Origin of the sequence: Aeribacillus sp. FSL K6-8394 (assembly GCF_038008865.1) — a bacterium.
GTDB classification, from domain to species: Bacteria; Bacillota; Bacilli; order Bacillales; family Aeribacillaceae; genus Aeribacillus; species Aeribacillus composti.
In genome coordinates, this window is the sequence record NZ_JBBPAA010000003.1 from 1 (window position 1) to 21,552 (window position 21,552).

Consider the following 21,552-nt stretch of genomic DNA (forward strand, 5'->3'; position numbering starts at 1 on the left):
TTGCTGAATCCAAAATATACTTTTGATACGTTTGTTATCGGCTCAGGAAATCGATTTGCCCATGCTGCATCCCTGGCTGTTGCGGAAGCGCCGGCAAAAGCATACAACCCGCTGTTTATTTATGGTGGCGTCGGTCTCGGAAAAACTCATTTAATGCATGCAATCGGCCATTATGTATTAGAACATAATCCTTCCGCGAGAGTCGTCTATTTGTCATCAGAAAAATTTACGAATGAATTTATTAACTCAATCCGTGACAATAAAGCCGATGAATTTCGCAATAAATACCGGAATGTTGATGTTCTATTGATAGATGATATTCAATTTCTTGCTGGAAAAGAACAAACACAAGAGGAATTTTTCCATACGTTCAACACACTTCACGAGGAAAGCAAGCAAATAGTCATTTCAAGCGACAGGCCGCCAAAGGAAATTCCTACTCTTGAAGACCGGCTGAGATCACGTTTTGAATGGGGGCTCATAACAGATATTACTCCTCCTGACCTCGAAACAAGAATTGCCATTTTAAGAAAAAAAGCGAAAGCTGATGGATTGGATATTCCAAATGAAGTCATGCTTTATATTGCCAACCAAATTGATACAAATATTCGTGAGCTAGAAGGTGCCCTTATACGCGTAGTAGCCTATTCTTCTCTCATTAATAAAGATATTAACGCGGATCTCGCGGCAGAAGCATTAAAAGACATTATACCGAGCTCCAAGCCTAAAATTATTACCATTCAAGAAATTCAACGTATAGTTGGACAGCATTTTAATGTTAAATTGGAAGATTTTAAAGCAAAAAAGAGAACAAAGTCTGTTGCATTTCCAAGACAGATTGCCATGTACTTATCAAGAGAATTAACCGACTCTTCTTTGCCGAAAATTGGAGAAGAATTTGGAGGAAGAGACCATACAACAGTCATTCATGCTCATGAAAAAATTTCAAAGCTATTAGAAGAAGACCCACAGCTGCAAAATCAAATAAATGAAATAAAAGAACAGTTAAAGCATTCCATTCATTATCATTAGTTGAGGACATTGTGAATAACTTTGACATTGGTATGCACAGTTTATCCACATGTGGATAAACTGTGCTTCCTTTCATTAACACTGTTATCAACATATCCACAAGCCCTATTACTACTTATACTATATTTTTTAATTAAAAAATAATAATATGAAGTGTATTTGATAGATGACAGTGCAGCCTTAGAAGGAGGATTTACATGCAAGTTATTGTCCCAAAAAATAAGCTTGTTGAAAGCGTCCAAGATGTCATGAAGGCCGTCTCCTCTAGAACAACCATTCCTATATTGACCGGAATAAAAATTGTCGCAACAGAAGAGGGGATTTCATTAACAGGCAGTGATTCAGACATTTCGATTGAGTCCTTTATACCTGCAGAAGAAAATGGAACGATTCATGCGGAAATCATCGAGCCCGGAAGCATTGTTTTGCAAGCTCGTTTTTTTAGTGATATTGTGAGGAAGCTTCCGCAGGATAAAGTGGAAATGAAAGTGGAAAACCACTTTCTAACTATTATTCGATCAGGAAGTGCGGAATTTAATCTGCATGGTTTGGATGCAGAAGAATATCCAAGATTGCCGGAAATTGAAGAGCAAAACGTTTTTAAAATTCCATCAGATCTATTAAAAACCTTAATTCGACAAACAGTTTTTGCTGTTTCGGTTTCAGAAACAAGACCAATTTTAACCGGTGTAAACTGGCGTTTAGAAAATGGCGAATTAACATGTATTGCAACGGACAGCCATCGATTAGCTTTACGGAAAGCAAAAGTGGAAACCAATATTTCTAAAGCGCATAATGTCGTTATTCCGGGAAAAAGCTTAAATGAGCTGAATAAAATTCTTGATGAAAACGATGATCTTGTCGAGATTGTCATTACAGAAAATCAAGTTTTGTTTAAGACGAAAAACATATTATTCTTTTCACGCCTCTTAGATGGAAATTACCCTGATACGAGCAGGCTTATTCCATTGGAAAGTAAAACGGATATCATTCTTGATGCAAAAGATTTTTTACAAGCTATAGACCGCGCATCTCTTCTTGCAAGAGAAGGACGCAATAACGTCGTCAAGTTGACAACATTTCCTAACGGGAAGGTTGAAATCTTGTCAAATTCACCGGAAATTGGGAAGGTTGTCGAAGAAATTCATGCCAAAAATGTACAAGGAGAAGATTTAAAAATCTCCTTTAGTGCAAAATATATGATAGATGCATTAAAAGCTGTGGAAGGATCAGAAATTCACATCAGCTTTACGGGGGCGATGAGGCCGTTTTTAATTCGTGTTCCCGAAGATGAAACAGTTTTGCAGCTGATTCTTCCTGTCCGAACATATTAAACAGCTGTCACCGGTTCTTTATGATAAATTCCTCTATTTTGAAGTACTGGAAATAAAAATGAAAGCTACTAGTAATCAAAAAAGCTAGTAGCTTTCTTTTCGAATTGGGAAATATTTAGTAAAATAAAAAGTTAGAGACTATTTTGAGAAAGCGGATGAAATTCAGATGAAGCGTATGATTCAAATTAAAGGTGAATATATTACACTCGGACAATTTTTAAAATTAGCGGATGTCATCCAAACTGGCGGAATGGCAAAATGGTTTCTGCAAGAGCATGAAGTGCTCGTAAATTCTGAGAGGGAACAGCGCCGGGGAAGAAAATTAAGAGACGGAGACATCGTAGAAGTAAAAGAGATTGGAACCTTTATTGTAAAAAACTGAAGTTGGTGACCTTCATTGTATTTAAAAGAATTCAGTTTAAAGAACTACCGTAATTATGAGTCCCTTCATGTACAGTTTGAAAACAAAGTCAATGTGATAATTGGAGAAAATGCCCAAGGGAAAACAAATATGATGGAGGGCATCTATGTTTTGGCGATGGCGAAATCCCATCGAACCAGCAATGATAAAGAGCTCATTCAATGGGAGAAGGAATATGCTAAAATAGAAGGGAGAATAGAAAAACAAAATCGTTTTTCTACGGTTGAATTAATTATTTCCAACAAAGGGAAAAAAGCTAAATTAAATCATTTAGAACAAAAAAAATTAAGTGAATATGTCGGTCACGTCAATGTGATTATGTTTGCTCCGGAAGATTTGAATTTAGTTAAAGGAAGTCCACAAATTCGCAGGCGTTTTATCAATATGGAAATTGGACAAGTTTCTCCCGTTTATTTGCACCAACTGAACAAATATCAAAAAATCATTCAGCAGAGAAATCATTATTTAAAGCTTCTCCAAACGAGAAAGCAGACGGATGAAAAAATGTTGGATGTGCTTACACTTCAGCTGTGTGAGACAGCGAGCAATATCATTAAAAAAAGATATTTGTTTGTTAAACAGCTTGAAAAATGGGCACAACCGATTCATTCCAGCATTTCAAGAGGAATGGAGGAATTAAGAATTCAGTATAAGCCTTCTGTTGATGTATCAGAAGAAGCAGAATTGTCGAAAATAGTAGAAGTATACTATGACAGGTTTGCTAAAATAAGAGAAAAGGAAATAGAACGTGGAACGACATTAGCCGGTCCCCACAGAGATGACCTTATTTTTTATGTGAACGGCCGGGATGTTCAAACATTCGGATCGCAAGGCCAGCAGCGCACAACAGCTCTTTCGCTGAAATTGGCCGAAATCGATTTGATCCATGAAGAGATTGGCGATTATCCTGTATTATTGTTGGACGATGTTTTATCAGAATTAGATGATTTTAGGCAATCTCATTTATTAAATGCCATTCAAGGGAAAGTGCAAACATTTGTGACAACAACAAGCGTAGATGGAATTGACCACAAAACCTTGAAGGAAGCGGCTATCTATCGTGTATCTTCCGGACAATTAATATAAATTATTTTTTTTGAAACAGATCATGATGCTATTAAGAATTTTAACATCTGCAGCTTGTTTTTTACTCATGCATAGATCGTGTCATTACTTTGAAAAAAGCGGATCAATCCATTTAGATTTTTTTGTGGAAAAAAGATTTTTTTATCTATTCAATCGATTTTATGTTTATAAAAGTGTAGGTGATCATTGTGGCGATGGAACAAAATCATGAGGAACAAACAACATATGATGAAAACCAGATTCAAGTACTGGAAGGGTTGGAAGCTGTTCGAAAAAGACCTGGGATGTATATTGGATCTACCAGTTCTAAGGGTCTTCATCATCTCGTTTGGGAAATTGTCGATAATAGTATAGATGAGGCTTTAGCGGGTTTTTGTACAGAAATTAATGTGACGATCGAAGAAGACAATAGCATAACAGTAAAAGATAACGGGCGAGGAATACCCGTCGGAATACATGAAAAAATGGGAAGACCAGCCGTTGAAGTCATCATGACTGTACTTCATGCCGGAGGAAAATTCGGAGGCGGAGGCTATAAAGTTTCTGGTGGACTTCACGGTGTAGGAGCTTCAGTTGTGAATGCACTGTCAACAGAACTGGAGGTATTTGTTCATCGTGATGGAAATATTTACTACCAGAAATATCGCCGAGGTGTGCCTTGTGAAGATTTGAAAATTGTTGGAAAAACTGAAACGACGGGAACCATTGTGCATTTCAAGCCTGATCCTGAAATTTTTAAAGAAACAACCGAATATGATTATGATACGTTGGCGTCGCGGTTGCGAGAACTTGCTTTTTTAAACCGTGGAATCAAGATTACATTAGAAGATAAGCGGGACGAAAAAGGACGGCAAAATTCATATTACTATGAGGGCGGTATCATCTCCTATGTAAAGCATCTCAACCGTACAAAAGAGGTTCTTCATGAAGAACCGATTTACATTGAAGGAGACAGAGATGGAATAAAAATAGAAATCGCTCTTCAATACAATGATGGATATACAAGTAATATTTACTCTTTTGCTAATAATATTCACACATATGAGGGTGGCACTCACGAATCCGGCTTTAAAACTGCCTTAACTCGAGTTATTAATGATTACGCTAGAAAAACAGGAGCTATTAAAGAAAACGATCAAAATTTATCAGGAGAAGATGTTCGTGAGGGGTTAACCGCGATCATTTCTGTCAAACATCCTAATCCCCAATTTGAGGGACAAACGAAAACAAAGCTTGGAAATTCCGAAGTAAGAACAATTACGGATTCCATTTTCTCGGAAATGTTTGAAACGTTTCTTTTCGAACATCCGCAAACAGCCAAAAAAATTGTGGAAAAAGGTTTGATGGCGGCAAGAGCCCGTTTAGCTGCCAAAAAAGCAAGGGAATTAACGAGAAGAAAAAGCGCATTAGATGTTTCGAATTTGCCTGGAAAATTAGCAGATTGTTCGTCAAAAGATCCATCCATCTCAGAATTGTTTGTTGTTGAGGGTGATTCTGCCGGTGGTTCTGCTAAGCAGGGCCGGGACAGACATTTCCAAGCTATTTTGCCGTTGAGAGGAAAAATTTTAAATGTTGAGAAAGCACGTCTTGACAAAATATTATCCAACAATGAAGTGCGTGCCATAATCACAGCCATTGGAACAGGGATTGGCGAAGATTTCGATGTTTCGAAGGCGAGATACCATAAAGTAGTGATCATGACGGATGCCGATGTGGATGGAGCGCATATTCGTACATTGCTGCTTACCTTTTTCTATCGGTACATGAGGGGAATTATTGAAAAAGGATATGTTTATATTGCGCAGCCTCCTTTATATAGAATTCAACAAGGCAAAAAGGTTGAATATGCGTACAATGATCGTCAACTCAATAAAATTTTGTCCAATCTTCCAAGCCAACCGAAGCCAAGCATTCAACGCTACAAAGGACTTGGAGAAATGAATGCTGAGCAGCTTTGGGAAACAACAATGAATCCGTCAACTAGAACACTGCTGCAAGTAACGTTGCAGGATGCGATCGATGCGGATGAAACGTTTGAAATTTTAATGGGAGACAAAGTGGAGCCTCGCCGCCAGTTTATTGAAGAAAACGCCCGTTATGTAAAAAATTTGGATATTTAATCGATTTGTTCACCCCATTCTCATTTTGTTTTTCTCCATAAAGTGAGGTTTGGGAATTGATTTTTACGGAGGTAATAAAAAATGGCTGAAAACAAAGAATCGCAAATACAGGAAGTCAATATAAGCCAAGAAATGCGTTCATCCTTCCTTGATTATGCGATGAGCGTCATCGTGTCGCGCGCCTTGCCTGATGTCCGTGACGGACTTAAGCCTGTTCACCGGAGAATTCTTTATGCCATGCATGACCTTGGCATGACTCCGGATAAACCGCATAAAAAATCTGCAAGGATTGTAGGAGATGTGATCGGTAAGTACCATCCACACGGAGATTCAGCTGTTTACGAGACGATGGTGAGAATGGCCCAAGATTTTAACTATCGCTATATGCTGGTGGATGGTCACGGAAACTTTGGATCCGTTGATGGAGACGCCGCAGCTGCGATGCGTTATACAGAGGCGAGAATGTCAAAAATTTCAATGGAACTTTTGCGTGACATTAATAAAGACACCATTGATTATCAAGATAATTATGACGGAACGGAAAAGGAGCCTGTCGTTCTTCCTTCCCGTTTCCCGCACTTGCTCGTAAATGGCGCATCCGGAATTGCAGTAGGAATGGCGACCAACATTCCTCCACATCAAATCGGCGAAGTAATCGACGGTGTTCTGGCATTAAGTAAAAATCCAGACATCACCATTGGAGAGCTAATGGAAATCATTCCTGGACCGGACTTTCCGACGGCAGGACAAATAATGGGGAAAAGCGGCATTCGAAAAGCTTATGAGACCGGACGAGGATCGATCACGCTCCGGGCAAAGGTTGAAATTGAAGAAAGAGAAAACGGGAAACAGGCAATTATAGTGACTGAGATTCCGTACCAAGTAAATAAAGCAAAACTTATTGAAAAGATTGCAGAGCTTGTCCGTGAGAAAAAAATTGACGGTATCTCCGATTTAAGAGATGAATCTGATAGAAAAGGTATGCGCATAGTCATCGAAGTTCGGAGAGATGCAAATGTCAACGTGCTTTTGAATAATTTATATAAACAGACGGCATTACAAACAAGCTTTGGAATTAATATGCTTGCTTTAGTAGACGGAGAACCGAAAGTATTAAATTTAAAACAAATTTTAGAGCATTATTTAGATCATCAAAAAGTCGTTATTAGAAGACGTACTGCTTTTGAATTAAGAAAGGCTGAAGCGCGAGCGCATATTTTGGAAGGGTTAAGAATTGCATTAGATCATATCGATGAAGTGATTAACCTGATTCGAAGCTCCAAAACAACAGATATTGCCCGCGAAGGATTAATGGAAAAATTCAGCTTAACGGAAAAGCAGGCACAGGCCATCTTGGATATGCGGCTCCAGCGCCTGACAGACCTTGAACGAGAAAAAATAGAAGAGGAATATAATGAGCTTATAAAGCTAATTGAAGAGTTAAAAGGTATATTAGCCAACGAAGAAAAGGTTTTAGACATTATTCGCGAGGAATTGGAAGAAATAAAAGAGCGTTTTAATGATGAACGCCGTACAGAAATAATCGCAACTGGTTTAGAATCTTTTGAAGACGAAGATTTGATTCCAAAAGAGAATATTGTCATTACGCTTACCCATAAAGGCTATATTAAGCGCCTCCCTGTTTCTACTTACCGCAGTCAAAAGCGTGGCGGAAGAGGCATTCAAGGAATGGGAACTAATGCTGACGACTTTGTTGAGCATCTTTTAACAACTTGTACACACGATACTATTTTATTTTTTACAAATAAAGGAAAAGTTTATCGAGCAAAAGGATATGAAATCCCTGAATATGGACGAACAGCTAAAGGGCTTCCGATCATTAATTTATTGGAAATAGACCAAGATGAATGGATCAATGCCATCATCCCTGTTCCAGGATTTGTTGATGATTGGTTTTTATTTTTTGCGACAAAAGAAGGAATATGTAAACGATCACCGCTTTCTCAATTTTCCAATATACGTAACAGCGGTTTAATTGCGCTGCACTTACGCGAAGGGGACGAGCTTATCTCCGTACATTTGACAGATGGTACAAAAGATATTGTAATTGGAACAAAAAATGGAATGTTAATTCGTTTTCATGAACAAGATGTCCGGTCAATGGGCCGCACAGCGACGGGCGTAAAGGGAATTACGTTGGAAAAAAATGATGAAGTTGTCGGCATGGAAGTGCTGGACCCAGGTGTCGATGTATTAGTCGTAACTGAAAATGGGTACGGAAAACGTACGCACGAAAGCGAGTACCGAATCCAAACCCGGGGCGGCAAAGGTTTAAAAACATGCAACATTACCCCTAAAAATGGATCGGTAGTTTCTGTAAAAGCTGTTCGCGGTGACGAAGATTTAATGATCATTACTGGGAACGGCGTTCTGATTCGCATGGATGTCAATGATATTTCTTCAATGGGACGTAATACAGTCGGTGTAAAGCTTATTAAACTTGATGAAAATGAACATGTTTCAACGGTTGCGCTCGTTGAAAAAGAAGAGCAAGAGAAACAGCAGGAAGAAGAATAAAAAGTGCTCTTTTTTGAAGGGTGATATCTGTTGAAACATATTCTGCCAACGGAAGGAAAAAGTACTAATTTTAGGTCTACCACAGCTTTTAAAGCTGTGGTATTGTTAATTTATGGAGATCAAACGAATATTTCCTGATCTTTATCCTGTGAAAAAAGGTATTTTTCGTTTTTAGGTTTATTTACGTTCCTAAATGAATGGGTGCCAATTGATTTTTATTTAAAGGAGCATTCCTGTTAGAAGTTTTTTCGGGGACTTGAATAAAAAAAGCCCTCTTGGTATGATTCGGGGGTGTCAATCGCACGAATTGACCCCTAATTTGGATACCAAGGAGGACTATACATGAATTCTATCTCAAACAAGAAGATTAATCAAGTCACCGATCAAACGCTCGTCGTTGGCATGGATATCGCGAAAAAGAAGCATTACGCCTGCTTTGTGGATGAGCGAGGGAGGGTGCTGAAAAAATCGTTTCCCGTTCCGCAATCCAGAGAAGGGTTGGAATGGTTGTACCAGTGCATCGTGAAAGCGATGGAGGAATTTGAAAAAACGGAAGTGATCGTTGGCATCGAGCCAACGGGACATTATTGGCTCAATCTCGCTTACTTTCTTGACGAGAAGGGCATTCCTCTCGTCATGACAAACCCGATGCACGTGAAGCGCTCCAAAGAGCTGGACGACAATCTTCCAACCAAGCATGATGCGAAAGACGCGCTCGTCATTGCCCGGTTAGTGAAAGACGGCCGATTCAGCTATCCGCGCATTCTGAAAGGGATGGAGGCCGAACTGCGCGTTGGAGCGACATTTCGCTCCAAATTGGTGGAAGAACAGGGAGCGATTCGAAATCAAATGATTCGCTGGCTTGATCGATATTTTCCAGAGTTTTCCCAAGTCTTCCCGTCATTTGGGAAAATGGCGCTCGCGGTGCTGGAATATACGCCATTTCCGAGTGATCTGGCAGGAAAAGAGCTGGAAGAGGTGCTGGCCCTTTACCGGCAAAGTGAGGGATTACAATCGCCACAAAAACCGAAAGCGAAGAAGTTGATGGAATTGGCCCAACACTCCATTGGCGTAACGGAAGGACAACAGATGGCCCGTATCGAAATTGCCACGCTTGTCCGCCGATATCGCCAGCTGGAAAAAGAGATCGAGGCATTGACAGAACAGCTGATTGAACTAGTTCAAACCTCCGTCGAATACGAATGGCTGAAGACCGTTCCGGGCTTAGGCGATGCGACCATCGTAGAACTGTTATCAGAGATCGGGAGTTTCTCCCATTATCAGGATCCGCGGCAGCTTATCAAATTAGCGGGCCTGACGCTGCGGGAACATTCCTCCGGCCAACACAAAGGGCAAAAACGGATCTCCAAGCGTGGAAGAAGGCGGTTGCGCGCCCTCCTCTTCCGCGTGATGATGCCGATGATCCGCCACAACGAAGCGTTTCGGCAGCTGCACGACTATTACACGACACGTCCTGATAATCCGTTGCGGAAGAAGCAATCGATTGTGGTGTTATGCGGAAAATTATTGAAGGTATTGCACGCTGTATGTACGAAGCACCAAGCGTTCGATGCGAAGCGAATGATGCAGGACATCTTTGGCCTCGAAACGGCTGCTTGATGCCTATAGTCTCGATTCTCTAGACAACAAGGATGACACGGAGAAGCTGGCGCGATATCATCCATTCGACCTTGAGTCCCTAAAGGAGCTTAGCCGGCCTCTGCCTGATGACTAGACCGAACGAAGGAATGTAGGCGCAAGGATGCCAAGAGACATGGGAGGGTTCGTCATCATCAGCGATGCAGAGATCCACGGTGCATCCCATACGCTTCCCCCACTACAACCAAATTTAACCAGTAGTGGCCGCGAAGCGTACCCAGTCAATGTAAGATATACACATATTTAAGAAATAATGTTAGGAACTTTGTCGAAAAATATTTTTTTGACACCCCTGAAACGGCTACAACCGTTGATATATCAACATTTATAGAGGGAGGAAAATAAAAAATGGCAAATTTTCAATTAGATAAGGTGCACAGCTCTATTTCTTTCCAAGTAAAACACTTAATGGTTTCCAAAGCAAAGGGAGAATTCACGCAATTTGATGTAGAAGTTGACGGCGATGTCGATCAGCTCGAATCTGCAAAAGTAAAAGTAACAGTTCAAGCTTCTTCTATTGACACAAAAAATGAAGACAGAGACAACCATCTTCGTTCCGGGGATTTTTTTGATGTCGAAAACTATCCGGTCATCACGTTTGTCAGTGAATCTATTAAAAAGGTTTCCGACGATGACTATGAAGTAACAGGAAAATTGACAATTAGAAATGTTACTCGAACCGAAACGTTCAAAGTAGAATTCAACGGTCAATCAAAAAACCCGTTGGACGGAAGCATTGTCGCAGGATTTGATGTTGAAGGCAAAATCAATCGGGAAGACTATGGTTTAACATGGAACGCTGCTCTTGAAACAGGAGGATTCCTCATCGGCAAAGATGTAAAATTATTCGGCAGCTTCGAATTTGTCATTAGCTAATCTTCCGCAGGCAAGAGATTTGCCCTTGGCCGCACATGACGGCTGAGGGCTTTTATTTTAAGAAAATTTAGCAAAAAAATGTCATTCATACCTCTCTAATGAAAAATCCCTCTGCTTATAAAGTTTACTTTTCTTTTATTTTTTGTTATTATTCTTAATATTTCAACCGGAGAAGGAGGAAAACAGCATATGTCACATCAATCATCACATCACCACCTACCGCCATACCGAGCAGATCATGTAGGCAGTCTGTTAAGAACAGAGCGAATTAAACAAGCCCGATTGCAAAAAGCAAATGGGGAAATAACAGCTGAGCAATTAAGAGAGGTGGAAAACGAAGAAATCACACGCATTGTCAAAAAACAAAAAGAAATCGGCCTCAAAGCGGTGACAGACGGCGAATTCCGAAGAGCTTGGTGGCACTTTGACTTCCTTGAAAATTTAGTAGGTGTGGAAGGATACGACACAGAGACCGGAATCCAATTCCATCAAAAACAAACAAAATCTCATTCTATTAAAGTTGTTGATAAACTAGATTTCAACGGCCATCCGATGCTTGAAGATTTCAAGTTTCTAAACAGTATCGCTTCCGGCCATACAGCCAAAATGACTATTCCGAGCCCGAGTATGCTTCATTTCAGAGGGACGATTGAAAAAAGCGCTTATGAAGATCAAGACGAGTTTTTCCACGATTTAGCCCAAACGTATAAAAAAGCGATTCAAGCATTTTACGATGCCGGATGCCGTTATTTGCAGCTGGATGATACATCATGGGCGTATCTTTGTTCAGAAGAGCAAAAGGAGCAAATGCGGGCCCGCGGCTTAAATCCGGATACGTTAGGACAATTGTATGCGAAAACAATTAATGAAGCTGTCGCCAATCGTCCTGATGATATGAGAATTACGATGCACATATGCCGAGGCAACTTCCGTTCCACTTGGATTTCATCCGGTGGCTATGAGCCAGTGGCGGAAATATTGTTTGCAGGCGTAAATGTGGACGGCTACTTTTTGGAATATGACAGCGAAAGAGCCGGCGGCTTTGAACCCCTTCGCTTCGTAAACCGATCAAATTTATCCATCGTTCTCGGCTTGATCACGTCAAAATTTGGAGAATTAGAAAATAAGGATGAAATTAAACGGCGCATTGATGAAGCATCCCGATTTGTTGATCTCAATCAGCTTTGCTTAAGCCCTCAGTGCGGTTTTGCATCAACTGAGGAAGGAAACTTGCTCACAGAAGACGAGCAATGGGCAAAACTGCGCCATGTCGTAGAAATTGCCGAAGAGGTTTGGAAATAATCGTTTACTAAAGAAATACTTACATAAGTGTGTAATGTTAAGAGCCTGTCGAACGTGAATTTCGTGCAATGAACTATCGATTAAGCGAGGCTTGCGGACAAGAATGTTGGCGGAATTTCTATAAAGGACTCAGCTTGCTTTACCTATATGGATTGGTTTCATCGTTCATTCCGAAGCAATTGCAGCATGTAAGAGTTCCAAATTGAACCTTTTTCTGCTTTGCGAAAGCTCTATTCGGGTTATGCATCAAGAATCAATATTTCTAGAAATGATACCCGTAAATTGCAGCAGCTCTGTTTTTCTTTTGGAAAGTTTGATTGCAAATCGCCGACAATTTATTTTTGCAAAATAAGGTGCAGCCCGCTCATCAGTTTATTTAGGAAAATCACCGTAATGACCTGTTTCTTCCGTTCTATTATTCTGGAAAATATGTAAAAAAGGGGGGCTAATAAGTCGATTTTACGGCTTATTAGCCCTCATTAATGTTTTAGAAACGTTGTGATTTTTTGTTTTCAATGGCGTTTTGACTTTCTAAGAGCTCCTTTTTCTTTTTGACAGCATCATCATCAGATGTTTCTGAACAATTTACGAACTTAACAGCAAATATTTATGCTTTACAGCAGAGCTTAATTCGTCGGGAGAGCCTTCAAACACGATCGAGCCTTTGTTTAAAATATATATGCGGTCTGCAAGCTCAAGCGCCATCGATAAATTTTGTTCAACTAAAAGCATTGTAAGACCTTGCTTCTTTAATTCACGAATAATCCGTTTCACTTCCTGAACCATCAATGGGGACAATCCTTCTGACGGCTCGTCAAGCAGCAGTAATTTAGGATTCGTTAGCAAAGCGCGTCCAATTGAGAGCATTTGCTGCTCTCCCCCGCTCAAAGCCCCTCCCATCGATGCTTCTCTTTCTTTCAGCCTTGGAAACGTGTCATAAATTTGTTCTAATGTCCAGCCATTTTCGGCAGGCCTATAAGTGGTCATTAAATTCTCCTTTACAGTCAAATTCGGAAATATTCTTCTCCCTTGCGGAACAAGAGCAACGCCTAATTTCGAAACCTGGAAGCTCGTCTTTGATTGAATTTCCTGTTCTTCAAACACAATTTTTCCTTTTTTTGATTGAATGATTCCCATGATAGAATGAATCGTTGTTGTTTTCCCCATTCCGTTTCTTCCCAGCAGGACGGTTACCTTGCCTTGTTCAACCGTTAACGAAACATTATGGAGGACGTGGCTGTCGCCGTAAAATGTATTTAAATCTGAAACTTTAAGCATGTGCTGCCGCTTCCTCCTTTCCAATATATATTTCGTTCACCCTCCTGTCGTTTCTCACTTCATTTGGATCGCCGTCAATGAGAATTCCTCCGTCATATAAAACGACCATTCTATCCGCCAGCCCAAATACGACCTCCAAATCATGCTCAATAATTAAAACGGTCAAGTCCTTCGGCAAATTGTGCAGCAAATCGACAATATAATCCGTTTCCGCCTGCGACATGCCGGCAGTCGGCTCATCTAATAATAAAACTTGCGGATTGATCGCAATGCCAAGCAAAATTTCGATTTGCCGCTGTTCGCCGTATGACAACTTTTTCACTATTTCATTTGCGCGCTTTTCCAATCCCCAAGTTTTGATCAATTGGTTTGCTTCCTCGAAAAGCTTCGGGTATTTTTTTTCGTTTCTCTTTTTAAACCACACGTTTTGCAAATGATGTTTCCGCTGTAAAACTAATAATAAATTGTCAAGCACCGTCAGTTCATTCAACAAATTGTTTCGTTGAAAGGTGCGGACGATTCCGGCGTTTGTCCGTTTAAAGTTGGAAACATTCGTTATATTTTCTCCTTTATAATAAATAGACCCGCTGCTCGGCTTCAGGTCGCCGGTTAAAATGTTGAAAAAGGTCGTTTTCCCGGCTCCATTCGGACCGATAATGCCTATCCGCTCACCTTTTTTCACTTCCAATGAAACATCCTTAAGAATTTCAAGACCGCCAAAATGCATGCCGACGCGATCAATCTTCAAGATTACAGGATTCTCCATGCCCCATCCCTCAATTCTTCACATCATTGTTATACAACGCATTGGATTTTTTTCCGGAAATAGCTGACAGCTTGTTGGATTTTGAAAATGACTGAAAGAGCAATTTTCCAAGCCCGACAATTCCTTTTGGGAAAAATACGACAAACAAGATAAAGATAATCCCGATAATCATCATCCACATGGTCGTATAAGAGCTGACAATCGTTTCTAAAATGACGATAAATGCTGCTCCCAAAACGGGCCCGATCATTGTTCCGGAACCGCCGATAAGAACCATAATTAAAACAGAGCCAGACATCGTCCAATATACATCGCTAGGCGAAATGAAGCTGTTAAAGCTTGTATATAACGATCCTGCTACTCCGCCGAGCCCGCCGGCTAAAACAAATGCGGCAAGCTTATATAGTGTTGTATGATAGCCCATCGATTTCAATCTTGTTTCGTTTTCGCGAATCCCTATTAATACTTGCCCAAAAGGGGAGTGTACGATGAGGCTTAAACCGCCGTAGATCAATATAAACAAAAGCAATATCAAATAATAAAAGTAAACCGGGTTTGAAAAATCAAGTGATCCAATTAAAGGGCTTGGAACGCCTGATAATCCGTTTGAACCGCCCGTGATAGTCGTTGACTGGTGGACAAATGAATAAATCATTTGCGAAAAAGCCAATGTTAACATAAGAAAATAAAAGCCGCTCACCTTTACGCAAAAAATTCCGATGATGGCGGATGCAATGATTGCAGCCGCAAGCGAGGCGAAAAGAGTAAGGAAAAAGTTTGGAGATATCTCCCTTGCAAGAATGGCGGACATATAAGCCCCGACTCCAAAAAACGCCGCGTGGCCAAGCGAAACCAGCCCGGTATATCCGACCAAAATATTTAAACTAAGAGCGAAAATAGCTAAAATTAAAATTTCAGTTACCAAATTTAAATAAAACAAAGAAAAGATAAAGGGGGAAAAGATGAGCAACATAACTGCGGCAATAAGAGCGAAACCTTTTTTGTTCAATGCTTAACCACCTGCCTTCCGAGCAATCCGTTCGGTTTGACGATTAAGACGACCGCCATTAATCCGAAAACGACGAACAAGCTTAACTCAGGAACTAAAAATCGGCAAAAAGTCTCAACAATCCCAATCGTTAAGCTGGCCACAAACGTTCCAGCGATCGACCCTAAGCCCCCTATAACGAGAACAACTAATGCCAAAATAAGCGTTTGGAATTCCATGCTTGGATAAAGCCCGAGGATCGGCGCGGCAATGACTCCGCCAAAACCTGCTAAATATCCCCCTATGAAAAACACGACGGTAAAAACTAGTTGAATATTTACACCTAAAGCACATATCATCTCTTTATCGCTCAGTCCAGCGCGAATGATCGCCCCCCAGCGCGTTTTTTCTTGAATGAACCACAACAGCCCCGCTAAAATTAAACCTATTGCAATTACAGCTAAACGATAGACAGGAAAGGCTTGATTAAATAAGGTTACCGTACCTGATAAACTTTGAGGCAAAGGGATCGATAAAACATCCGATCCCCATATCGCCGCTGTCATATCATGAATGACATACGCAAGCCCAAATGTTAACAATACTTGTGACAGGTGCCCTAGCTGATAAGTTGGCCGCAATAAGATCATTTCAATAATGAGAGAGCAAACAGCTACTGCTAAAGGTGCAATGATTAAGGCAAGCCAAAAATTTTGTCCAGAATGGACGGTAATCGAATATGAGACATAGGCTCCTATCATATACAACGATCCATGCGCCAAGTTCAATACTCCTAAAATGCCAAAGACGAGCGACAATCCGCATGTAATGACGAAGAGCAAAAGCCCGTATGAAATGCTGTTTACTAGCTGCGCCCCGATAATATCCATGATTATCACCTCTTTTTTTATCTATTTTCCTGGATCTCTCACCTCTTCAATAATTTCGATCACTTCGTTTTCCGTCTGTCCATTCACAAGCTTGGTTTCAATGATATACATGTTTTGAATAACGTGGTGGGTCTCCTTGTCAAACTTAATCGGGCCTCTCGGGCTTATGAATTCAACATTAGAAATCGCTTCTACCACTTTATCTGGATCTGAGGCGTCGCCGTCAAGCGTTGTCAACGCTTCTGCGATAATTTTGGCAGCATCATAGCCTTCCAATGCTTCAATGGTCGGGCGTTCATTATATTTCTTTTCAAAAGCCTCTTTAAACTGTCTATTTTCTTCTGTTTTTATACTATAATCCCAGAAAATAGAGGAAATTGTTCCAACTCCTGCGTTTCCTTGTGATTTCCGCACGTCCTCTGAAACAAGCCAGCCGGAACCAATTAATTTCTTATCTTCTTTTAACCCGAATTGATCGTATTGCTGAACAAATCTCACCGCATCACTTCCTGCGAAAAATGCATATACTGCTTCAGCCTTTGCATTTTTAATCGTGGTCAAATAAGAGGAATAATCATTGTTTCCGAGAGGCGGGTAAACTTCACCGACAATTTTTCCTCCTGCGGCAGTATAAGCTTCTTTAAACGCTTCAGATACTTCCCGTCCAAACGCATAATCTGCTGCTGCAATGTACATTGTCTTTCCTACGTTATGAAACGCCCATTCTCCTAATGAATTGCCAATCTGCCACGAGGAAAAAGAAGAACGCCAAATATAGTCACTTCGTTTGCTTCTCGTTAAATCATTTCCTCCCGCATGCGAAACAAGGAACGGAATTTTTTTCTTATCCACTTCATCGCGAATGGCATAGGCTACCGCCGTGCTTACCGTTCCTGTTAAAATGTCCACTTTATCTTGATCAATCAATTTTCTCGCTTTCCTTAATGCTACTTGCGGATCAGCTTCACTGTCTTCTTTAATAATTTCGATTTTTTTGGAGCCAATTTTCCAATCAATGCTGTCAAAATACAGCTCCATACCTTTGTGCAAATGCTTTCCAAGTGAAGCATAAACCCCCGAATCTGGAAGCAGCACACCAATTTTTATTGTTCCTCCGCTTTTGCTCCCGCCTTCTTCTTTTTTCGATGTTGACTGAATCGCGCTGTTGCCACAAGCCGATAAAACGGCTAAGAAAACAACTAGCATAATCAAAAATAACTTCTTTTTCATCAAAATCCCCCCGTATTTGTTAAGTAAAACGCTTTCAGAATTCGCCTCCCTTTTTTTAAAACGCTTTCATTTTCTTGGGTATCTTTTCTCCTCCTTTTTCCTCCGGAACTAATATTTCAAATATTATAATATATCTGAATTTTTAAAATTTCAATATTTTTTATTCATTTCGTCAAAAAAACATATAGTTAATGAAATCTATGATCGTCGCAGAAAACGCTGAAAATTCTTGTTTTCCTCATCATTCAATCTTCATTTTTTCTTTAATAACGAAAATTTTATTATTTATTTTTTTTACACTCGTCATACAAACAAATGGCTTAATGAATAAATTTTATTCGGAATTGTTTAAGAAAGACAGATGAATATCCTAAGCTTTTATTTGCAGAGGACTTTCCGCAAAAAAATTCGCATTAAAAGTGATGCCCATCGTAACCCAAATAAAAAAACCTAGGGACTCTCAAAATTCCCTAGGGATTACCTTTACAATGTGACTGTTATGCCCACCACATTTCAGCAACTTCTTCTTTAAAAAGAATTTGCTTTAATAAGCTTACTGCCTTTCCTAATCCTTCATCAATGGATGCCAGCATATCCTCATGTTCAATTGAAAGAACATAATCATATCCGGCAGCACGCAAGGCACTGACAATATCCTTCCACACTTTTTCACCTTGGCCATAGCCAACCGACCGAAATGTCCATGATCGGTCCAAAATTTTACTGTAATGCTTTGTATCTAAAACGCCATTCACTTGTATATTTGCTTGATCCAAATAAGTATCTTTAGCGTGTACATGAAATATGGCATTTTCACGTCCTAATTTTTTTATTGCTTCAACAGGATCAATGCCTTGCCAAATGAGATGGCTTGGATCAAAATTCGCTCCAATACTTGGCCCTACATTTTCTCTTAACTTTAATAAAGTTTCAGGATTGTAAACAATAAAACCTGGGTGCATTTCAAAAGCAATTTTATAAAATCCCGTTTGAACGTACAGCTCCCCCGCCGACAACTAGATGATTATAAAGCAATACTTTTTCTACTTTTTTAAAAATTAATTGTTTGTAAAACTTTATTAGCGTTAAAAGGGAAAAAAGGTTTTTAGAATAAAAAACAAATTGTTATATATTCCGAGGCGGCATTTTAAATGATTGACAAAGTCAATTCTTCAAACTACGCAACACATTGTATCCGATGACAAATATCCAATCACAGCAATAACTGAACCATTGGGTGCCAATAGAAAAAAACCGGGCTTCTGGTCATAACAGGTAATCCAATATTTATCCAGACAGTTTAGCAGACTCATTTTTCAGCAAATGCAGATGTAAAGTGTAAAATATACTGCCAATTGCAAGAGACATACAGCATACATGCACGTGTACAGTAATGAAATATTGAAAAACAAAACTCGAACAACTCTCCGATCAAAAATTAGAATTTTTTATTTATGAATGCCCATTGGATCTTACTATGAAATAATTTGAAATCGACATCGCCTTAATCTGCAATTAAAGCCCCAAATTTATCATTCAATTACCGCTCATTTAACTTCATTCAAATGCTAAATGAACAGTTACCGATAGACGGCTGAATGACTTTATTAAAACAGAAAAAAACCCTTGATGCTTTACAGCAAGGGCTCGTTTTTCCACTGAATTATGCCGGTACCGCATAAATAATATATCGCTGTGGCGCATTTCCAATATAACCGAACGGATAGCATGTTGTTAACGTTAAAACTTCGTTTGGAGCAGTAGATCGGATCACTGTTCGGTCATCGGCATCTACAATCTCTGTTTCTTGAATCAAATATGTGAAACGACCATACTCCATTTCAACAATGAGTTCATCTCCAATTTTTAAATCGCCAACATTGCGAAAAACTGTATCCCGGTGTCCTGATAAAACGATTTGGTCGTTTTGCCCAGAAAAAGCAGTTCCTCTGTAATGACCGACGCCTTTCTCCAATTCGTCTGCATCCGTCCCCTCAACGATCGGCAATTGTGCTTTAAGTTTCGGGATGTGCAAAATGCCAATCACCTCGTCCATTTTCGGTTGAAAGTCGCTTGGTACAACTTCGCTTCTCTCCTTTTTCTTTACACCTTCTGCACCAACAAGCTGATGGGCTTCCTTCAACGCCTCATTTTGTGCGCTGTGCATTGACCATAACTTCCATCCGCCATATGCGACACAAAACAAACCACAGCCAATAAACAAAATGGGCAGCCATTTTTTCACATGCATCCTCTTCCTTTAATTGAGACTGTTGTTAATTATTTTACCATAAAAAGTCGAGAAGACATCCGCTTCATTTTGCGGAGAAAACCAAAAAATAAAATAATCGGACCCCAGCTACTGTTCTTAGGGAAACCTGTTAAAGCAGCCCATAAAAATGCTAGGCGTCGGTCTGTTTTCAATTGATCTGAAATAAGTAAAAAAAGTAAGAACGTCTCAAGGGCAGAATTTAAAATTGTTGTGAAGGACAAAGGGGCTTGTCTATAAGACTTTTTCGGCTTATAGACGGCCCCCTTTAATATTTTAAAAACGTTGATATTTGATGTTTTTTGTTTTCAATGGAGATTTGACTGTCTGAACAGCCCCAATATTGTCTATATTTCTTCAAACCCACATTAATTGACAAAAATGAAATTTGGCTCGTTCAAATATTTTTTTAGCGCGTTCAATGCTTTTTGTGCCAACACTCCGTCCATAATCCGGTGATCATAACTGAGCGATAACGCCATCATGGATGCAATTTCAATCGAATCATCGACCACAACAGTTTTTTTCTCGATTCGGCCGATGCCAAGAATACACGATTGCGGATGGTTGATAATCGGTGTAAACCATGCGCCGCCAGCTGATCCGATATTCGATATCGTACATGTAGAGCCTGTCATTTCATCCGCTTGAATGGAACCATCTCTTGCCTTTAGGGTAAGCTCGTGAATTTCTTTAGCAATTTGAAATAATGTTTTTTGGTCTGCATGCCGTATGACCGGCACGACAAGGCCGCGGTCTGTATCAGCAGCAAAACCGATATGGTATTGTTTCTTCAAAATGATTTCTTCACGTTCTTCATGAAAGGAAGCGTTTAATTGTGGATACTTTTTCAAAACGATCGTCAACGCTTTCACAACATAAGCTAAATAGGTGAGTTTGATTGCTTCCTCTTCCGCAAACGATTTTACACTTTGCCGATGCTGAACAAGCTTAGTAACATTCGCTTCATCAAAATGTGTTACATGCGGAATCGTCTTTTTCGAATGAACCATTGAACGTGCAATGAGTTTGCGAATGTTTGAAAGCGGAATATATTCATCTTGTACCGAATTGGTCTTTGTTTCTTCCTTCTGATTTTTTTGCTGACTTTCCATCTCAGGCTGCTGATTTTCGCGCCTATTGATCACGGCCTCAATATCTTCTTTTAATATTTTGCCGTTTGGACCCGATGGAATTACCTCTTCAAGATTCACTTGATGTTCTCTTGCAAATTTGCGCACGGATGGAGCGGCCACTATGAATGAAGAATTTGTTTGCTTCTCTTTTTCCCGCTTCTTGTACTCGTTGCGAATATCTTCTTCCGTTACTTTCCCGTTTAAACCAGTCGGCTCCACAAGCCGCCAATCCACCCCTAGCTCTTTCGCTAATTTCTTCACGCGCGGCGTCGCCTTTTTCTCGACTTTTTGCTCCGTCGCTGCTTGTCCTTCCGATCTTTCTTGTTCTTTCAATCTTTCATTCGTTTCTTCTTGTTTGATGTCAGGCTGCCCGTCGCGTTCAGCTGTTTCAATTGTTGCAAGCACTTCGCCGACAGATGCTGTATCTCCTCTTTTTTTACGGATTTCCTTCACGATTCCGCTTGCAGGTGCATGCAGCTCCGATACCGCCTTTTCCGTTTGAACTTCAACAAGTATGTCATTTTGCTCCACCTCATCCCCTTCAGACACATGCCAAAATGCAATTAAGCTCTCATTATATTCTTCCGACAATTGCGGCAATTTAATTTCAATAATCATGTTGGCCTC

The 21,552-nt window shown here is 40.0% G+C and carries 16 protein-coding genes and 1 pseudogene; 9 read left to right on the plus strand and 8 right to left on the minus strand.

All coding sequences use genetic code 11. The annotated features are described in order from the left end of the window. From dnaA to NSR00_RS16775, 9 genes are all read left to right on the plus strand, one after another. On the plus strand, positions 1-1,032 hold a 1,032-nt coding region (gene dnaA / locus NSR00_RS16735), incomplete at its 5' end, for a chromosomal replication initiator protein DnaA (RefSeq protein ID WP_340789894.1). Positions 1,033-1,229: 197 nt separating this feature from the next. Continuing rightward, positions 1,230-2,366 (plus strand): DNA polymerase III subunit beta, encoded by a 1,137-nt coding sequence (gene dnaN, locus NSR00_RS16740; RefSeq protein WP_340789896.1) that lies wholly within the window; start codon positions 1,230-1,232, stop codon positions 2,364-2,366. 166 nt (positions 2,367-2,532) lie between these two features. Then, positions 2,533-2,748, plus strand: coding sequence for a S4 domain-containing protein YaaA (gene yaaA / locus NSR00_RS16745; protein ID WP_066251626.1), 216 nt, complete (start codon positions 2,533-2,535; stop codon positions 2,746-2,748). 15 nt (positions 2,749-2,763) lie between these two features. Further along, positions 2,764-3,873, plus strand: coding sequence for a DNA replication/repair protein RecF (recF, locus tag NSR00_RS16750; protein WP_340789898.1), 1,110 nt, complete (start codon positions 2,764-2,766; stop codon positions 3,871-3,873). A 194-nt stretch (positions 3,874-4,067) separates the two neighbouring features. Next, positions 4,068-5,993 (plus strand): DNA topoisomerase (ATP-hydrolyzing) subunit B, encoded by a 1,926-nt coding sequence (gene gyrB / locus NSR00_RS16755; RefSeq protein WP_340789899.1) that lies wholly within the window; start codon positions 4,068-4,070, stop codon positions 5,991-5,993. A gap of 81 nt (positions 5,994-6,074) precedes the next feature. Then, entirely contained in the window at positions 6,075-8,531 is a 2,457-nt protein-coding gene (gene gyrA / locus NSR00_RS16760) for a DNA gyrase subunit A (RefSeq protein WP_340789900.1), read from the plus strand. A gap of 342 nt (positions 8,532-8,873) precedes the next feature. Next, a complete protein-coding gene (locus NSR00_RS16765) occupies positions 8,874-10,151 on the plus strand; it encodes an IS110 family transposase (protein ID WP_340786644.1) in 1,278 nt (425 codons plus the stop codon). A 387-nt stretch (positions 10,152-10,538) separates the two neighbouring features. Beyond that, positions 10,539-11,066, plus strand: a complete 528-nt coding sequence (locus tag NSR00_RS16770; RefSeq protein ID WP_063389090.1) for a YceI family protein — start codon at positions 10,539-10,541, stop codon at positions 11,064-11,066. 189 nt (positions 11,067-11,255) lie between these two features. After that, positions 11,256-12,368, plus strand: coding sequence for a cobalamin-independent methionine synthase II family protein (locus NSR00_RS16775; RefSeq protein ID WP_340789901.1), 1,113 nt, complete (start codon positions 11,256-11,258; stop codon positions 12,366-12,368). Between the two features lie 585 nt (positions 12,369-12,953). Here the strand turns inward: NSR00_RS16775 and NSR00_RS16780 are convergent. The 8 genes and pseudogenes from NSR00_RS16780 to NSR00_RS16815 all read right to left on the minus strand — a co-directional run bounded on the left by NSR00_RS16780 (position 12,954) and on the right by NSR00_RS16815 (position 21,543). Then, on the minus strand, positions 12,954-13,646 hold the full coding sequence (locus NSR00_RS16780) for an ABC transporter ATP-binding protein (protein WP_066251407.1): 693 nt from the start codon (positions 13,644-13,646) through the stop codon (positions 12,954-12,956). Beyond that, entirely contained in the window at positions 13,639-14,412 is a 774-nt protein-coding gene (locus NSR00_RS16785) for an ABC transporter ATP-binding protein (protein ID WP_063389094.1), read from the minus strand. The genes NSR00_RS16780 and NSR00_RS16785 overlap by 8 nt, the downstream gene beginning before the upstream one ends. 10 nt (positions 14,413-14,422) lie before the next feature. Then, positions 14,423-15,421: a branched-chain amino acid ABC transporter permease gene (locus tag NSR00_RS16790; RefSeq protein ID WP_340789903.1), complete on the minus strand. Its 999-nt coding sequence runs from the start codon at positions 15,419-15,421 to the stop codon at positions 14,423-14,425. Beyond that, on the minus strand, positions 15,418-16,290 hold the full coding sequence (locus NSR00_RS16795) for a branched-chain amino acid ABC transporter permease (RefSeq protein ID WP_063389096.1): 873 nt from the start codon (positions 16,288-16,290) through the stop codon (positions 15,418-15,420). The genes NSR00_RS16790 and NSR00_RS16795 overlap by 4 nt, the downstream gene beginning before the upstream one ends. Positions 16,291-16,311: 21 nt before the next feature. Next, complete coding sequence (locus tag NSR00_RS16800) at positions 16,312-17,520, minus strand: ABC transporter substrate-binding protein (protein WP_063389097.1); 1,209 nt, start codon at positions 17,518-17,520, stop codon at positions 16,312-16,314. 497 nt (positions 17,521-18,017) lie between these two features. Further along, a pseudogene (locus NSR00_RS16805) lies at positions 18,018-18,506 on the minus strand (sugar phosphate isomerase/epimerase family protein); the annotation flags it as partial. A 677-nt stretch (positions 18,507-19,183) separates the two neighbouring features. Then, positions 19,184-19,765: a class D sortase gene (locus NSR00_RS16810; RefSeq protein WP_340789906.1), complete on the minus strand. Its 582-nt coding sequence runs from the start codon at positions 19,763-19,765 to the stop codon at positions 19,184-19,186. 392 nt (positions 19,766-20,157) lie between these two features. Beyond that, positions 20,158-21,543, minus strand: coding sequence for a 2-oxo acid dehydrogenase subunit E2 (locus tag NSR00_RS16815; RefSeq protein WP_340789908.1), 1,386 nt, complete (start codon positions 21,541-21,543; stop codon positions 20,158-20,160). Positions 21,544-21,552: the final 9 nt, after the last annotated feature.

What these genes read in the sequence shown, in the direction of transcription:
- dnaN (WP_340789896.1), top strand. Translation starts at nt 1,230, where the DNA reads ATGCAAGTTATTGTCCCAAAAAATAAGCTTGTTGAAAGCGTCCAAGAT.
- yaaA (WP_066251626.1), top strand. Translation starts at nt 2,533, where the DNA reads ATGAAGCGTATGATTCAAATTAAAGGTGAATATATTACACTCGGACAA.
- gyrB (WP_340789899.1), top strand. Translation starts at nt 4,068, where the DNA reads ATGGAACAAAATCATGAGGAACAAACAACATATGATGAAAACCAGATT.
- gyrA (WP_340789900.1), top strand. Translation starts at nt 6,075, where the DNA reads ATGGCTGAAAACAAAGAATCGCAAATACAGGAAGTCAATATAAGCCAA.
- NSR00_RS16765 (WP_340786644.1), top strand. Translation starts at nt 8,874, where the DNA reads ATGAATTCTATCTCAAACAAGAAGATTAATCAAGTCACCGATCAAACG.
- NSR00_RS16770 (WP_063389090.1), top strand. Translation starts at nt 10,539, where the DNA reads ATGGCAAATTTTCAATTAGATAAGGTGCACAGCTCTATTTCTTTCCAA.
- NSR00_RS16775 (WP_340789901.1), top strand. Translation starts at nt 11,256, where the DNA reads ATGTCACATCAATCATCACATCACCACCTACCGCCATACCGAGCAGAT.
- NSR00_RS16780 (WP_066251407.1), bottom strand. Translation starts at nt 13,646, where the DNA reads ATGCTTAAAGTTTCAGATTTAAATACATTTTACGGCGACAGCCACGTC.
- NSR00_RS16785 (WP_063389094.1), bottom strand. Translation starts at nt 14,412, where the DNA reads ATGGAGAATCCTGTAATCTTGAAGATTGATCGCGTCGGCATGCATTTT.
- NSR00_RS16795 (WP_063389096.1), bottom strand. Translation starts at nt 16,290, where the DNA reads ATGGATATTATCGGGGCGCAGCTAGTAAACAGCATTTCATACGGGCTT.
- NSR00_RS16800 (WP_063389097.1), bottom strand. Translation starts at nt 17,520, where the DNA reads ATGAAAAAGAAGTTATTTTTGATTATGCTAGTTGTTTTCTTAGCCGTT.
- NSR00_RS16815 (WP_340789908.1), bottom strand. Translation starts at nt 21,543, where the DNA reads ATGATTATTGAAATTAAATTGCCGCAATTGTCGGAAGAATATAATGAG.